The organism is Streptomyces sp. NPDC002669 (assembly GCF_042889165.1).
Lineage (GTDB): Bacteria > Actinomycetota > Actinomycetes > Streptomycetales > Streptomycetaceae > Streptomyces.
Map to the genome: position 1 here is coordinate 92,501 of NZ_JBIAQQ010000021.1, position 15,224 is coordinate 107,724.

The window sequence follows — 15,224 nt, forward strand, 5'->3', positions numbered from 1 at the left end:
GCCCCCCCCCCCCCCCCCCCCGGGGCGCCCCCCCCCCCCCCCCCGCCCCCCCCCCCGCCCCCCCCCCCGCGCGGGGGGCGGCGGCCCCCCCCCCCCCCCCCCCCCCCCCCCCCCCCCCCCCCGCCGATCGGGCTCTTCCCGGTCAGGGCGGCCGGCCGGCTCCGCTTCCGCCGGTCGCGGTTCCCGCCCGGCTTCCGCCGGTCACGTCCGGCTGATCACGGCCGCCGTGCCGTACGCGCAGACCTCGGTGCCCACGTCGGCCGCCTCGGTCACGTCGAAGCGCATCATCAGCACCGCGTTGGCGCCCCGCGCCCTGGCCTGCTCGACGAGCCGCTCCATCGCCTGGTTGCGGGTCTCGACGAGGGTCTTGGTCAGCCCCTTCAGCTCGCCGCCGATCATGGACTTCAGCCCGGCGCCGATCTGGCTGCCCAGGTGTCGGGAGCGAACCGTCAGGCCGAACACCTCCCCGATCACCTGCGTCACCCGGTAGCCCGGTACGTCGTTCGTCGTGACGACCAGGACGTCGGACTGGGCCGTCTGCCCGCCGCCGTAATCCTCAATGCCCATCGTGTGGCACCTCCTGGGGAAAGCTTTGCCCCGGTTGGTCCGGAGTGCATCTCCGGCCGGGACGGTGCGCGCCCTCGTGAGGGCCATCTGGAACCCGGGGGAGTCATCCCGCGTTGATAGCTTTGGGCGGCCACGCAGCCGTCATCGATCGATCCAGGAGCCCGGACCCTTGAATACGCTTGCGCTCGGACCGAGCTGGCTGGACCCGGACTATCTCATCGGGCAGTTCGGACTGCTCGGTGTGCTGGTCATCGTCTTCGCGGAATCCGGTCTGCTGATCGGTTTCTTCCTGCCCGGAGACTCCCTGCTGTTCACCACGGGCCTGCTGGTGACCGCGGGCAAGCTGCACACGCCGCTCTGGCTGGTCTGTGTCCTGGTGGCGCTGGCGGCGATCATCGGCGACCAGGTGGGGTACCTCTTCGGCCGCAAGGTCGGCCCGTCGCTCTTCAACCGCCCGGACTCCCGCTTCTTCAAGCAGGAGAACGTGGAGAAGGCGCACGACTTCTTCGAGAAGTACGGACCGAAGTCGCTGATCCTGGCCCGCTTCGTGCCCATCGTGCGCACGTTCACCCCGATCATCGCCGGTGTGAGCCGGATGAACTACCGCTCGTTCATCGTGTTCAACATCATCGGCGGGGTGCTCTGGGGCGTCGGCGTCACGCTGCTCGGCGCGGCCCTCGGCAAGATCGAGTTCGTCCACCAGAACATCGAGGCGATCCTCATCCTGATCGTGCTCATCTCGGTGGTGCCGATCGCGATCGAGTTCCTGCGGGCCCGCTCCAGGTCGAAGAAGGAAGCGGCGGCGGGCGGCGGCGAGGGCCGGGGCCCGGCCGCCGGGAACGCCCCCGCCCCGGGCCAGCGCGGCCGCCACGCCAAGCGCTGACCCGCAGCCGTCACACCCGACCGGGCCGACCCGCAGCACACGAGCGGGCCGGCCCGAGTCGTACGTACGGTCCGCGCGGCCCATACGCAGGGGGCGCGGGGCCGCGGGGCGGAGTGGTCAGAAGCCGCGCGTCCGCTTGGCCGCGCGGCGGTTCGCCCCGCCGACTGCTCCCGGCACCCGCATGAACAGCCGGGAGATCTCGCTCCCCAGGTTCACCCCGATCGCGATGGCCAGCGCGGTGGCCACCGCGGTCGACAGCGAGGCGAGCCCGGTGTTCACCCGCCCCTGCGCCACGGCCAGCAGACCGAAGTACGTGGCCGAACCGGGCAGCAGCGGACCGATCGCCGCCGTGATGAACGGCAGCGACGAGGTGTACCGGTAGCGCGAGAAAAGCTGCCCGAACAGGCCCACCAGACCGGCCGCCGTCGCGGTCGCCAGCACCGGCGAGATCTCGCCGGTCCTGGCCATCGCCCCGTAGATCACCCAGGCGACGGCGCCGTTGAGGGTCACCGCGAGCACCGTGGACCGGTCCTGCTGGAGCAGGATCGCGAAGGCGAAACAGAGCGCCATCGAGGCCAGGATCTGCACCACCGGCCGGTCGTGGGGGACGAACCTGGCCTCGGGGTTCAACTGGGCACCCAGCTGGAGCCCCAGGTACAGCACGAGCAGCACGCCGACGACGATGCCGATGAACAGGTACATGACTTCGAGCAGCCGCGCGGCCGCGGTGATGTAGAAACCGGTCAGCCCGTCCTGCACACCCGCCACCAGGGCCCGCCCCGGCAGCAGCGCGAACAGCCCACCGGTGATCACCGCCGAGGGCCGTACGTCCGACCAGTGGGTGAGGGTCAGCGCCACGCCCAGCGCGGCGGGCGGCATCGCGGCCACCACGAACTGGTAGAACTCCGGCAGCCCCCGCCCGGCGCAGAGCCAGGCGAGCCGGTCGCCCAGCATCGCGCCGACCGCGGCCACCAGGAACACCAGCGGACCACCGCCGACCAGCACCGAGGCCGCCCCCGCGAGACCGCCGCCGGCCAGCGTCAGCACCCAGCCGGAGTACGGGTGGCGGTTGCGGCGGATCTCCGCCAGCCGCCGGTATGCCTCCTCCAGCGAGACCTCGACGTCCTCGGAGGTGATGTCGTCGATGAGCCGGAAGACCGCGGCCAGCCGGGTGTAGTCGGTGCCGCGACGGCGCACGGTGCGGCTCGCCGTCACCGGGTCGTCGACCAGCGAGGGCTGGTGCGAGATCGACAGCAGGGTGAAGGTGACGGTGGGCTCGCTGCGGTCCAGACCGTAGCTGCGGGTCACCGCGAACATGGCGGCCTCGACGTCCTCGGCGCCCTCGCCGCCCGCCAGCAGCAGCTCCCCGATGCGCAGCGTCAGGTCGAGCACGCGCGGCACCGCGGGCCCCACGCCGTCGGGCCTCTGCGCCTGCTCGGGCGCCGGGCGCTCGGCGACCGGCATCCGCAGCATCGTGCGCATCCGGTCCTGCCAGGGAGCCTCCTTGGTCAGCCGGATCATCGGTATGCCCTGGGCCGGGGTGAAGGCGGGCGGCGAGTGCTGGGCGCTGTAGGTGCTCGGCGGGGCGAAGGCGGAGCCGACCGGGTCCGGGCCCGACCCCTGCCCCGAGCCGGAACCGGAACCGGAAGCGGAACCGGTGCCCGCCCCCGGGGCATCCGTCAGACCGGCCGGAATGGCGAACTCCGACGTCGGATGGTCGTCCTCGGACACGGACGTGCGCTGCTCCACCCCGGCAGGCGGGACGAAGGCGCTGCGCGCCTCGTCGGACTGGGGCTTCTGGTCCTCCGGACCGCCCGATTCCGCCACCACTGACCCTCGCTCCTCGTCACTGCTGCGCGTCCACGGCTGCGCTTGTGCCCAGTATGGCCACGGCCAAGCCCCCGGACGCCAGAAGGTCCGGGACGGGGCCGGGCGGAGGCCCGCCGGGAGCCGGCCCGCAGACCCCGCGACGCCCGTGGGCCCCGCATGCGGGCGGGCACGCGGAACGGGCGGCACTCCCACAAAAGGAGTACCGCCCGTTCCCGTACGGAACCGCAAGCGGAACCGTGTCGCGCGCCTCGGTCACGTGCCTCGGTTCACGCCCCGAAGCCCGCGTACACCGGCTCACGCACCTCGGCTCGCGTACGTCGGCTCACCCGCCGGAGCCCGCCCGCCGCGGCTCACGCGCCGCGGCCGGACACCGGCCACGAGCCGGTGTCAGTGCGCGCCGCCCTGCGCCTCGAGACGCTTGTAGGAGGCCTCGATCTCGGCCTCGGCCTCGGCGCGGCCGACCCAGTCGGCACCCTCGACCGACTTGCCGGGCTCCAGGTCCTTGTAGACCTCGAAGAAGTGCTGGATCTCCAGGCGGTCGAACTCCGACACGTGGTGGATGTCGCGCAGGTGCTCCACCCGGGGGTCGGAGGCCGGCACGCACAGCAGCTTGTCGTCGCCGCCGGCCTCGTCCGTCATCCGGAACATGCCGATGGCGCGGCACTTGATGAGGCAGCCGGGGAAGGTCGGCTCGTCCAGGATGACCAGCGCGTCCAGCGGGTCGCCGTCCTCGCCGAGGGTGTTCTCGACGAAGCCGTAGTCCGCCGGGTAGCTGGTCGAGGTGAAGAGTCGACGGTCCAGGCGGATCCGACCGGTCTCGTGGTCCACCTCGTACTTGTTCCGCGAACCCTTCGGGATCTCGATGGTGACGTCGAACTCCACGGGTGGCTCCTCCATGATCAACACATACGACTGGTGATTAAGTGTCCCCCACGCAGATGTGTGCTCGCGAAAGGGGCTGGTCAACGGTGGACGAGCCGGTGAAAAGACCGTCGGTCAATCCGTTGGACAAGCTGATCCGACTCACCCGCCGGGGTGCCGTGACCAGGTTGAAGGGACTGAACGACCGACAGTTCACCGCCGTGTCCGCCGGGCTCGGCGTGGTGCTCGCGACCGGCGTCGTCCTTGCCGCCGGCCCCTGGGACTCGGGTCAGCGTAAGGCCGAGCGGGACTGGGCCGCCGCCCGTGACCACACAGGTGGCGCACATCACGGCACCGGCACCCCCGACGGGCCCGCGCCCGCGCCCAGCGCCCCGGCCGTCCTCGCCGCCCTCACCCCCCTCGACAACGCCGCCCCGGACGCCCGGCACACCCCCGACAGCGCGGCACCGGACCTCCGCGCCGCCCTCGACCCGCTGCTGAAGGCCCCCGCCCTGGGCACCCGGCACACCGCCGTCGTCATCGACACCGCCGACGGCACCCGGCTGTACGGCCGGGGCGCCGACCTGCCCATGACCCCCGCCTCCACCGTCAAGATCGCCACCGCGGCCGCCGCACTGAGCGCGCTCGGCCCCGACCACCGCATCGCCACGACGGTCCTGGTCTCCCCCGACCACCGCCGGATCACCCTGGTCGGCGGAGGCGACCCCACCCTCGACCGGACGGCCCTGCGCACGCTCGCCACCGGCACCGCGCGCGCCCTGAAGGACCAGGGCGTCGACCGGGCCCGCCTCTCGTACGACACCTCCCGCTACTCCGGACCCGCCCGCCACCCGATCGGCCCCAACGAGAACATCGCCCCGGTCAGCGCCCTGACGATCGACGAGGGCAGGCTCGACGACACCGACAGCGGACCCGCCCCGCGCAGCGACGACCCGGCGAAGGACGCCGCCGAAACCTTCGCGAAACTCCTCGACGACGCCGGGATCGCCACCGGGGCCGGGCCGGGGCACGGCCGCCCGGCCGCCGGGTCCCGGCAGGTCGCCCAGCACCTCTCCGCCCCGCTCTCCGCCCTGGTCGAACGGGCCCTGACCAACAGCGACAACGACATCGCCGAGGCGCTCGCCCGGCAGACCGCCATCAAGGCGGGCCGCCCCGCCGACTTCGCCGGTGCCCGACGGGCCGTCACCGAGCAGCTCGGGAAGCTCCGCCTCCCGCTGACCGGCGCCGTCCTCGCCGACGGCAGCGGACTGGACCGCAAGGACAAGGTCACCGCCCGGCTGCTGGCCGGCCTCCTCGCCCGCGCCGCCGACCCGGCCCACCCCGAACTGCGCCCCGTCCTCACCGGCCTGCCCGTGGCCGGCTTCACCGGCACGCTCAGCGACCGCTACACCGGGAAGTCCGCGGGAACCGGCCTGGTCCGTGCCAAGACCGGCACCCTCACCGGTGTGAACACCCTCGCCGGAACGGTCGTCGACGGACAGGGCCGGCTGCTCGCCTTCGCCTTCCTGGCCTCGGGCACCACCTCCCCGTCCGACGCCCAGTCCTCCCTCGACGCGCTCGCCACCAGCCTGGCCACCCGCACCCGTTGAGGCCCCGCCGGGCGGCCCGGCCCGGACCGCCCCGGCAGAATCCGGGCCGGTCGACACCGCACCGCGGACGGGGCCGAGCACGTACGGTTGACGCATGACGAGCATCGGTGGTGCCCAGATGGTCGACTGGAACCTCGCGGTCGCGACCGCGACCCGACTTGTCCGGCCGGGGCCGGAGATCAGCCGGGAGGAGGCCCGAGAGGTCGTCGCCGAGCTGCGCCGGCACGCCAGGGCCTCGGAGGAGCACGTCCGCTCCTTCACCCGGATGATCCCCGAGGGGGCCGAACCGGAGGACACCCCGGTCCTGGTCGTGGACCGGGCGGGCTGGATCAAGGCCAACGTCGCGGGCTTCCGCGAACTGCTCGGCCCGCTCCTGGGCAAGATGCAGGACCGGCGCGCGGGCACCGCCGGCGGCGCCGTGCTCGGCGCGGTCGGCGGCAAGGTGACCGGCGTCGAGGTGGGGATGCTGCTGTCGTTCCTGGCCTCCCGGGTCCTCGGCCAGTACGAGACCTTCGCCCCCGCCACCCGCGAGCTGCCCGCCTCGGCCGGCGGCGGCAGGCTCCTGCTGGTCGCCCCCAACATCGTCCACGTCGAGCGCGAACTCGACGTGGACCCGCACGACTTCCGGCTCTGGGTCGCGCTCCACGAGGAGACCCACCGCACCCAGTTCACCGGGGTGCCCTGGCTCCGCGACCACCTCCAGGGCGAGATCCAGTCATTCCTCGACGAGACCGACGTCGACCCGATGACCGTCCTGGAACGGCTCCGCGAGGCCGCCCAGTCCCTGGCCGGGGGCCGCCCCGAGGGCGAGACCGGCGAGGACGGCGGACGCAGCCTGGTCGAACTCGTCCAGACCCCCTCGCAGCGGGAGATCCTCGGCCGGCTCACCGCCGTGATGTCCCTGCTCGAAGGCCACGCCGACTACGTGATGGACGGGGTCGGACCCGAGGTCGTCTCCTCCGTCGGCGAGATCCGGGAGAAGTTCCAGCAGCGCAGGGCGCGCGGCGCGAGCCGCTTGGACCAGGCGCTGCGCAAGCTCCTCGGACTCGACGCGAAGCTGCGCCAGTACCGCGACGGCGAGCGGTTCGTCCGCGCCGTGGTCGACGAGGTCGGCATGGACGGCTTCAACCGGGTGTGGACCTCCCCGAACACCCTGCCGACGAAGGCGGAGATCGCGAAACCGGCGGACTGGGTCGCGCGGGTGCACCGCAGGGCGGAGCCGTGAGCACGGCGGACGGCGGGCAGCGCCCGGCAGCAGGGGCCGCGACGCCGCGGGCCCGACGGCGGGCGCCCCGGACGAGAACGCGCCGGTAATCACCCATCCGAGGGACCGTAGGGGCACGGGAAGGCGTGCAATGCTCGATGGACGTCTTGCCTCTGTCACCATCGACGCACTCTGAGTGACGGTCCGTCTTCCGTCCGCCACTTCGAGGCATCTCCCAAAACTTCACGAAGGGCACCGGACATGGGTCCCCATCCTGCGGTCGCGGCGATACGCCTGGCGGTCCGCCGCGTACTCCACGACGTACTCACCGAGCACACCCGAAGCGCCGGACACCTCCGGCACACCCCGCACCCCGAGCTCGCCGAAGCCGGTGCGGGCAGGCAGCGCGCCGCACTCCCCGAACGCCCCGACACCCCGCTGGTGCTGGTGGCCTGTTCCGGCGGCGCCGACTCCATGGCGCTCGCCTCCGCCCTCGCCTTCGAGGCCCGCAAACTCGACGTCCGGGCCGGCGGCATCACCGTCGACCACGGCCTCCAGGACGGCTCCGGGGCCCGGGCCGCCGAGGTCGTCGACCGCCTCACCGCCATGCACCTCGACCCGGTCGAGGCCGTGGCCGTGCGGGTCGGCCGGGAGGGCGGCCCCGAGGCCGCGGCCCGCGAAGCCCGCTACGCCGCCCTGGACGCGGCGGCCGAACGGCACGGCGCCGCCGCGGTCCTGCTCGGGCACACCCGTGACGACCAGGCGGAGACCGTGCTGCTCGGTCTCGCCCGCGGCTCCGGCATCCGCTCGCTCTCCGGCATGGCCGCCGCGTCCGGACCGGCCGGCCGCTACCGCCGCCCCTTCCTCCAGCTCGACCGCCAGACCGCCCGCAAGGCATGCCTCGTCCAGTCCCTGCCCGTCTGGGACGACCCGCACAACACCGACCCCGCCTACACCCGCTCCCGACTGCGCCACGAGGGTCTGCCCGCCCTGGAGAAGGCGCTCGGGAAAGGGGTGGTCGAGGCCCTCGCCCGTACGGCCCAGCTCTCCCGCGACGACGCGGACGCCCTGGACACCTGGGCCGCCGAGGCCGAGCGGACCGTACGGGACGACGCGGGCCGCCTGGAGTGCGCCAAGCTCTTCGCCCTGCCCCCCGCCGTGCGCCGCCGGGTGCTGCGCCGGGCCGTGATGGAGGCGGGTTCCCCGGCCGGATCGCTCTTCGCCCGCCACATCGAGGAAGTCGACCGGCTGATCACCGGATGGCGCGGCCAACAGGCCATCAACCTGCCCGGACGGGTCGAAGCCCGGCGGCAGGGTGGCAGACTGGTCATTCGGCAGAGCTGAAGCACGGGCGGTCGGCACGCAGCGGACGGCCGCACAGGTCGCGGGGCGGCGTCCCCGCGACCGGCAGGCAGAGAAAGAGACGCGGGTGAACGAGAAGGACATGGGCACCGACCTTCAGTCGGTGCTCCTCACCAAGGAAGAGATCGACGCGAAGCTCGTCGAGCTGGCCGCGAAGATCGACGCGGAGTACGCGGGCAAGGACCTGCTCATCGTCGGCGTCCTCAAGGGCGCGGTCATGGTGATGGCGGACCTGGCGCGCGCGCTGTCCACCCCCGTCACCATGGACTGGATGGCCGTCTCGTCGTACGGCGCGGGCACCCAGTCCTCCGGAGTGGTCCGGATCCTCAAGGACCTGGACACCGACATCAAGGGCAAGCACGTCCTGATCGTCGAGGACATCATCGACTCGGGCCTGACCCTGTCCTGGCTGATGTCGAACCTCGGCTCGCGCGAGCCGGCGTCCCTGGAGATCTGCACCCTGCTGCGCAAGCCGGACGCGGCCAAGGTCGCACTCGACTGCAAGTGGGTCGGTTTCGACATCCCCAACGAGTTCGTCGTCGGATACGGGCTGGACTACGCGGAGAAGTACCGCAACCTCCCCTTCGTCGGCACCCTCGCCCCGCACGTCTACGGCGGCTGACCGCCACCCGACTCCTCGCCCGGCCCGGACGCCCGGACCGGCCGGGGCCGACGGCGGGGAACCTTTCACCGGATTCCCTTCGTTGAGTTCCGGAAGGCGGGTTTTGACAGACGCACCCGGCGGTCCCAGGTGACAATGCTGGGGTACCGTCCGAAGAACAGTCTTTTCTCACAGCAGCATTTACCTACGGGCAGGAGGGACGGGGCGGCTTCGCCCCGTATGGATGGACGTGAAGCGATACTTCCGTGGGCCGGTCATGTGGATCGTGCTGGCCGTCCTCGCCGTGGTCGTGTTGATGCAGGTCGTCGGCTCGTCGGGCGGCCACAAATCGGTGGACACCGGCAAGGTGATCCAGGCGATCAGCAAGGACCAGGTGGAGCAGGCCAAGCTGACCACCGGTGACGAACAGATCATCAAGATCGAGCTGAAGAAGGGCCAGAAGCTCCCGGGCGAGTCCGGAAGCAAGTTCCAGGCGAACTACATCGGCAACCAGGGCGTCGAGCTCGCCGACACGCTGCAGAAGAAGTTCGAGAGCGGCCAGATCGACAAGGGCTACACCGTCTCGCCGTCGAAGCAGTCCCCGTTCATCTCGATCCTCCTGACGCTGCTGCCCTTCATCCTGATCGTGGTCGTCTTCCTGTTCCTGATGAATCAGATGCAGGGCGGCGGCTCCCGGGTGATGCAGTTCGGGAAGTCCAAGGCCAAGCTGATCACCAAGGACACCCCGAAGACGACGTTCGCCGACGTGGCGGGGTCCGACGAGGCCGTCGAGGAGCTCCAGGAGATCAAGGAGTTCCTCCAGGAGCCGGCGAAGTTCCAGGCCGTCGGCGCCAAGATCCCCAAGGGCGTCCTGCTGTACGGGCCTCCCGGTACCGGCAAGACGCTGCTCGCGCGCGCCGTCGCCGGCGAGGCGGGCGTTCCCTTCTACTCGATCTCCGGCTCCGACTTCGTCGAGATGTTCGTCGGTGTCGGCGCCAGCCGGGTCCGCGACCTCTTCGAGCAGGCCAAGGCGAACGCCCCGGCGATCGTCTTCGTCGACGAGATCGACGCCGTCGGCCGGCACCGCGGTGCCGGTATGGGCGGCGGTCACGACGAGCGCGAGCAGACGCTCAACCAGCTGCTCGTCGAGATGGACGGCTTCGACGTGAAGGGCGGCGTCATCCTGATCGCCGCCACGAACCGGCCGGACATCCTCGACCCGGCGCTGCTGCGCCCGGGCCGCTTCGACCGGCAGATCGCGGTCGACCGGCCGGACATGCAGGGCCGTCTGGAAATCCTCAAGGTGCACCAGAAGGGCAAGCCGGTCGCGAAGGACGTCGACCTCGGCGCCGTCGCCCGCCGCACGCCCGGCTTCACCGGTGCCGACCTGTCGAACGTGCTGAACGAGGCCGCGCTCCTCACGGCGCGCGGCAACCAGAAGCTGATCGACAACAAGATGCTCGACGAGGCCATCGACCGCGTCGTGGCGGGCCCGCAGAAGCGGACCCGGATCATGTCCGAGAAGGAGAAGAAGATCACCGCGTACCACGAGGGCGGACACGCCCTGGTCGCGGCGGCCTCTCCCCAGGCGGACCCGGTCCACAAGATCACGATCCTCTCCCGCGGCCGTGCCCTCGGTTACACGATGGTGCTCCCGGAGGAGGACAAGTACTCCACGACGCGCAACGAGATGCTCGACCAGCTGGCCTACATGCTGGGCGGGCGCGCGGCCGAGGAGCTGGTCTTCCACGACCCGACCACCGGTGCGGCCAACGACATCGAGAAGGCCACCGCGACGGCCCGTGCGATGGTCACGCAGTACGGCATGACGGAGCGGCTCGGCGCGATCAAGTTCGGCGGCGACAACACCGAACCCTTCGTGGGCCGTGAGATGGGCCACCAGCGCGACTACTCGGAAGAGGTCGCGGCGCTCGTCGACGAAGAGGTCAAGAAGCTCATCGAGACCGCCCACAACGACGCGTGGGAGATCCTCGTCGAGAACCGCGACGTGCTGGACAACCTGGTCCTCCAGCTCCTGGAGAAGGAGACGCTCGGCAAGGAGGAGATCGCCGAGATCTTCGCCCCGATCGTGAAGCGCCCGGCCCGCCCGGCGTGGACCGGTTCCTCCCGGCGCACCCCGTCGACGCGTCCGCCGGTGCTCTCGCCGAAGGAACTCGCCCTCACCAACGGCACCACCACGGCGAACGGCTCGGCCGCTTCCGCGGACACCACCCCGGTCACCGAGGCGGTCCCGGAGGAGCGCCCGGAGGCCTGACCCGCCCGTTCCCGCGTGTGGCCCCTCTCACGGGGTCGCCCGGGGCCCGGAATGGAAGCCGCGCCCCCACAGGTTCTAGCCTGTGGGGGCGCGGCTTTTCCGTACAACCGTGCGGAGACGCACGCGGGTGACAGCTCAGAGGAACGAGGCACAGATGACCGACCCGGTGACGCTGGACGGCCAGGGCTCGATCGGCGAGTTCGACGAGAAGCGGGCCGAGGCGGCGGTACGCGAGCTTCTCATCGCGGTGGGCGAGGACCCGAACCGCGAGGGACTGCGCGAGACGCCGGGACGGGTGGCACGGGCGTACAAGGAGATATTCGCGGGCCTGTACCAGGAGCCCGAGGACGTCCTCACGACCACGTTCGACCTGGGTCACGACGAGATGGTCCTGGTCAAGGACATCGAAGTGTTCTCGACCTGTGAACATCATCTGGTGCCGTTCCGGGGCGTCGCGCACGTCGGGTACATCCCGGCCACCACCGGGAAGATCACCGGCCTGTCGAAGCTGGCCCGGCTCGTCGACGTCTATGCCCGCCGTCCGCAGGTGCAGGAGCGGCTGACCACCCAGATCGCCGAGTCCCTGATGGAGATCCTGGAGCCGCGCGGGGTCATCGTCGTCATCGAGTGCGAGCACATGTGCATGTCGATGCGCGGCATCCGCAAGCCGGGGGCGAAGACGCTGACCTCGGCGGTGCGCGGGCAGCTGCGCGACCCCGCGACGCGCGCCGAGGCGATGAGCCTGATCATGGCGAGCTGACCCGGAGCGGCCGGGCCCCGACGGAACCCGCCCGCACGGCCGCTCCGGTTCCGGAGCGCCAGGGTCCGGGCCGTCCCGGCAGGGACACGGCCCTAAGCGGCCGCCGAGTCCCTGTTGTCGTTGTCGTCGTCCGGGAGCTTGCAGATGCGTTCCAGCCAGAGGGCCGCGGCGACGACCGCGATGCCGGCCAGGATCGCGAAGCCCGCGTAGATCGCCTGGTCGCGGCGGGCCGGTACGTCGAGGGAGCCGAGCAGGAAGACGCCGACGCCGCCGTACATGCCGGAGACCAGGGCGACGACCAGGGCGCTGGCCTGGCCGAAGACGACTGCTCGGGCGGCCATCAGGGGCTCGACGCCCTTGGCTCCCGGGCGGCGTTCGCGCTGGGCGCGCAGCCGGGAGCGGATCGAGAACGCGGTGGCCAGCAGGATGACGGCGATCACCGCGAGCACGATCGGTGCGGCGAGGGGAACGCTCGGCAGACTGCCCAGGGAGTCCCAGAGACGGGCGCCGCTCCAGGAGAGCACTCCGGCCGCGGCGAAGAGGCCCGCCAGTACCCCGAGCCGTAGTTGCTTCACCGCGTGGTCCGCCCTTCGCCTCAGTGGTCCGTGTGCCGGTGGCCGGTCCCGGCGGCACGAACGGGGTCCGCGCCGTCGGGGCCGGGCCCGCCGGCGGCGGACCCTTTCCGTGTCCGTCGAGCCTAACGACTACTCGGGCAGACGGAGTTCCAGGTCGGGCCGGGGCAGCACGCCCTCCCGGCCGACGGCGGCCAGCAGCTCCGCGACGGGCCCGGCGCCGGGCAGCCGGGCCCCGGGGTCGATGTCGTGCCACGGGGCGAGGACGAAGGCCCGCTCGTGGGCCCTGGGGTGGGGGAGGGTGAGCACCGGGTCGTCGGAGACGACGTCCGCGTACGTCACGATGTCGACGTCGATGGTGCGCGGTCCCCAGCGCTCCTCGCGGACCCGGTCGAAAGCCTCCTCGACGGCCTGGCCGCGCTCCAGGAGGGACGACGGGGGCAGGGTCGTCCGCACGATGATCACCGCGTTGAAGTACGAGGGCTGGGAGCCGGGGGCGACGCCCCAGGGCTCCGTCTCGTACACCGGGGAGACCGCCTTGACCCGCAGGCCGGGGGTGTCCTCCAGGGCGTCGACGGCCCCCTGGAGGGTCTCCAGGCGGTTGCCGAGGTTGGACCCCAGGGAGATCACGGCGAGCTTGGGGTTGGACAGCGTGGTGTCCGCCGCGTCCACCTGCTCGACGACGGAGGCGGGTACCGGCTGCACGGTCGGGTCGCTCTGCCCTCCGGTGGGAAACGCGGTCATGTCCGGCTCCGGGTGATGGTGATGGTGACGTCGTCGAAGGGGACGGTGATCGGCGCGTCCGGCTTGTGCACCACGACCTCCACCTCCTCGACCCCTTCGTGCTTGAGGCACGTGCGGGCGATGCGTTCCGCGAGCGTCTCGATCAGGTCGACGGGTTCCCCCTGCACCACCTCGACGACCTCCTCCGCGACGATGCCGTAGTGCACCGTCTTGGCCAGGTCGTCGGTGGCCGCCGCGGGGCGGGTGTCGAGGCCGAGCACCAGGTCCACGATGAACGTCTGGCCCTCTTCCCGTTCCCGGGGAAAAACGCCGTGGTGTCCACGGGCCTTGAGGCCGCGCAGCGCGACACGATCCACGCGAATCACTCCTGCTGTCGTTGGGCGTAGAGACACGGGGCCGCGTGCGGACGGCGAGGTGCCCTCTTTCGAATCTACCTGCGGGCACCGACAGTGCCCGCCCGCGGGGGCCGTGGGCGGGACCTCACGGGGGCTGGTAGCCGCGTATACCCGCGTCGCGGGGTTCCAACCGCTTTTCCGGGGCGCGGTCGTCCGCCCGGCTTCGCCACGGGGGGCGTTTTCCGGCCGGAACACGGGGTTTCCCGGGTCAGGGGGAGGACTCCTCGTCCTCCTCGTCGCCGGTCCCGGCCAGCACGGGGGAGCCGTGGTGGGACCAGAGCTTCCAGCCGTCGGGTGTGCGACGGAACACATTGGTGGCCACGACGAGTTGGCCGACCAGCGGGCCGAGCGCGCCGCCGTCCTCCGCGGGGCCGCCGCTGAGGATGTTCTCCGTGCAGGTCACCAGGGCGGTGTCACCGGTCATGGCGACCCCGACGTCGGTCAGGAAGAACTGGATGTACTCGGTGTTCGCCATGATCAGGGCGTAGCTGCGCAGCACCTCGCCGCGTCCGGTCAGCACCGGCCAGCCGGGGTGGACGCAGGAGACGGTGAGGTCCTCGCCGGGCAGCCAGAGCCCGGAGAGCTCCTCCAGGTCGCCGCGCTCCATCGCCTCGTAGAAGGCGGTGTTGGCCTCTTCGACGGCCGCGATGTCGGCGGCCGCCTCCGCGTGCTCGTCGCGGTCCCCGCTCACGCGGCTCCCTCGACGGCGCGGGCGACCCGTACGGCGTCGGCGGTGGCCCGCACCTCGTGGACCCGGACGGCCCAGGCGCCCGCGTGGGCGGCGAGCGCGGAGACCGCCGCGGTGGCGGCGTCGCGTTCGCGGGCGGGCGGTGGCGCCGCGCCCTCGCCGGCCAGTACGTGGCCGAGGAACCGCTTGCGGGAGGCGGCGACCAGCAGCGGGCGGCCCAGGGCGCGCAGCGCGTCGAGGCGGGCGACCAGGGCGAGGTCGTGGGCGGCCTCCTTGGCGAAGCCGAGGCCGGGATCGATCACGATCCGTTCCGGCGCGATGCCGCCCGCGACCACGGCGTCCATCCGCTCCCGCAGCTCGGCGACGACCTCGGCGACGACGTCCCCGTACACCGCCCGGCTGTTCATGGACTCGCTGAAGCCGCGCCAGTGCATCACGACGAACGGGGCCCCGGCGGCGGCGACGACCGGGACCATGTCCGGGTCGGCGAGGCCGCCGCTCACGTCGTTGACCAGGGCGGCCCCGGCCGCGACGGCCTCCTCGGCGACCCGGGCCCGCATGGTGTCCACGGAGACCGTGACCCCTTCGGCAGCCAGGCCCCGGACCACCGGGACGACCCGCCGCAGTTCCTCTGAGGCGTCCACCCGGCTGGCGCCGGGGCGGGTGGACTCGCCGCCGACGTCGATCAGGTCGGCGCCCTGGGCGACCAGGTCGAGACCGTGTTTGATCGCGGCCGTGGTGTCGAACCAGCGGCCCCCGTCGGAGAAGGAGTCCGGGGTCACGTTCACGACACCCATGACCGCACAGCGGTCCCACTCCGGCAGGCCCCGGACCGTGCCTCGTCCACGCAACGTACTCATGCGACCAGCGTA

15 protein-coding genes are annotated in these 15,224 nt (G+C 72.0%); 7 read left to right on the top strand and 8 right to left on the bottom strand.

The features are described from left to right. Positions 1-201: 201 nt before the first annotated feature. Positions 202-567 (bottom strand): YbjQ family protein, encoded by a 366-nt coding sequence (locus tag ACFYW1_RS27385; RefSeq protein WP_388998588.1) that lies wholly within the window; start codon positions 565-567, stop codon positions 202-204. Positions 568-736: 169 nt separating this feature from the next. Here ACFYW1_RS27385 and ACFYW1_RS27390 point away from each other — a divergent pair, with 169 nt between their 5' ends. After that, positions 737-1,450 (top strand): DedA family protein, encoded by a 714-nt coding sequence (locus tag ACFYW1_RS27390; RefSeq protein WP_388998591.1) that lies wholly within the window; start codon positions 737-739, stop codon positions 1,448-1,450. 117 nt (positions 1,451-1,567) lie between these two features. Here the strand turns inward: ACFYW1_RS27390 and ACFYW1_RS27395 are convergent, their stop codons facing one another. Then, positions 1,568-3,280, bottom strand: coding sequence for a threonine/serine exporter ThrE family protein (locus tag ACFYW1_RS27395; protein ID WP_388998594.1), 1,713 nt, complete (start codon positions 3,278-3,280; stop codon positions 1,568-1,570). Between the two features lie 387 nt (positions 3,281-3,667). Continuing rightward, entirely contained in the window at positions 3,668-4,162 is a 495-nt protein-coding gene (locus tag ACFYW1_RS27400) for an inorganic diphosphatase (protein ID WP_003968257.1), read from the bottom strand. Positions 4,163-4,248: 86 nt separating this feature from the next. Here ACFYW1_RS27400 and dacB point away from each other — a divergent pair, with 86 nt between their 5' ends. The 6 genes from dacB to folE all read left to right on the top strand — a co-directional run bounded on the left by dacB (position 4,249) and on the right by folE (position 11,953). Further along, complete coding sequence (gene dacB, locus ACFYW1_RS27405; protein ID WP_388998597.1) at positions 4,249-5,751, top strand: D-alanyl-D-alanine carboxypeptidase/D-alanyl-D-alanine-endopeptidase; 1,503 nt, start codon at positions 4,249-4,251, stop codon at positions 5,749-5,751. Between the two features lie 94 nt (positions 5,752-5,845). Then, a complete protein-coding gene (locus ACFYW1_RS27410; RefSeq protein WP_388998600.1) occupies positions 5,846-6,976 on the top strand; it encodes a zinc-dependent metalloprotease in 1,131 nt (376 codons plus the stop codon). A gap of 240 nt (positions 6,977-7,216) precedes the next feature. Beyond that, on the top strand, positions 7,217-8,299 hold the full coding sequence (gene tilS, locus ACFYW1_RS27415) for a tRNA lysidine(34) synthetase TilS (protein WP_388998603.1): 1,083 nt from the start codon (positions 7,217-7,219) through the stop codon (positions 8,297-8,299). Between the two features lie 100 nt (positions 8,300-8,399). Beyond that, positions 8,400-8,939, top strand: coding sequence for a hypoxanthine phosphoribosyltransferase (gene hpt, locus ACFYW1_RS27420; RefSeq protein ID WP_072487175.1), 540 nt, complete (start codon positions 8,400-8,402; stop codon positions 8,937-8,939). Between the two features lie 223 nt (positions 8,940-9,162). Continuing rightward, on the top strand, positions 9,163-11,193 hold the full coding sequence (ftsH, locus tag ACFYW1_RS27425; RefSeq protein ID WP_388998606.1) for an ATP-dependent zinc metalloprotease FtsH: 2,031 nt from the start codon (positions 9,163-9,165) through the stop codon (positions 11,191-11,193). Positions 11,194-11,347: 154 nt separating this feature from the next. After that, positions 11,348-11,953 carry a GTP cyclohydrolase I FolE gene (folE, locus tag ACFYW1_RS27430; RefSeq protein ID WP_388998774.1) on the top strand — a complete coding sequence of 202 codons (606 nt, stop codon included), beginning with the start codon at positions 11,348-11,350 and terminating at the stop codon, positions 11,951-11,953. Between the two features lie 92 nt (positions 11,954-12,045). Here folE and ACFYW1_RS27435 read toward each other — a convergent pair whose 3' ends face one another. From ACFYW1_RS27435 to folP, 5 genes are all read right to left on the bottom strand, one after another. Further along, positions 12,046-12,528 (bottom strand): DUF3180 domain-containing protein, encoded by a 483-nt coding sequence (locus ACFYW1_RS27435; protein WP_388998609.1) that lies wholly within the window; start codon positions 12,526-12,528, stop codon positions 12,046-12,048. 129 nt (positions 12,529-12,657) lie between these two features. Further along, positions 12,658-13,269: a 2-amino-4-hydroxy-6-hydroxymethyldihydropteridine diphosphokinase gene (gene folK / locus ACFYW1_RS27440; protein ID WP_388998612.1), complete on the bottom strand. Its 612-nt coding sequence runs from the start codon at positions 13,267-13,269 to the stop codon at positions 12,658-12,660. After that, positions 13,266-13,625 carry a dihydroneopterin aldolase gene (gene folB / locus ACFYW1_RS27445; protein WP_388998615.1) on the bottom strand — a complete coding sequence of 120 codons (360 nt, stop codon included), beginning with the start codon at positions 13,623-13,625 and terminating at the stop codon, positions 13,266-13,268. The genes folK and folB overlap by 4 nt, the downstream gene beginning before the upstream one ends. Before the next feature lie 247 nt (positions 13,626-13,872). Next, positions 13,873-14,355: a nuclear transport factor 2 family protein gene (locus tag ACFYW1_RS27450; protein WP_388998618.1), complete on the bottom strand. Its 483-nt coding sequence runs from the start codon at positions 14,353-14,355 to the stop codon at positions 13,873-13,875. Then, positions 14,352-15,212 carry a dihydropteroate synthase gene (gene folP, locus ACFYW1_RS27455; RefSeq protein ID WP_388998621.1) on the bottom strand — a complete coding sequence of 287 codons (861 nt, stop codon included), beginning with the start codon at positions 15,210-15,212 and terminating at the stop codon, positions 14,352-14,354. Before folP ends, ACFYW1_RS27450 begins: the two co-directional genes overlap by 4 nt. Positions 15,213-15,224: the final 12 nt, after the last annotated feature.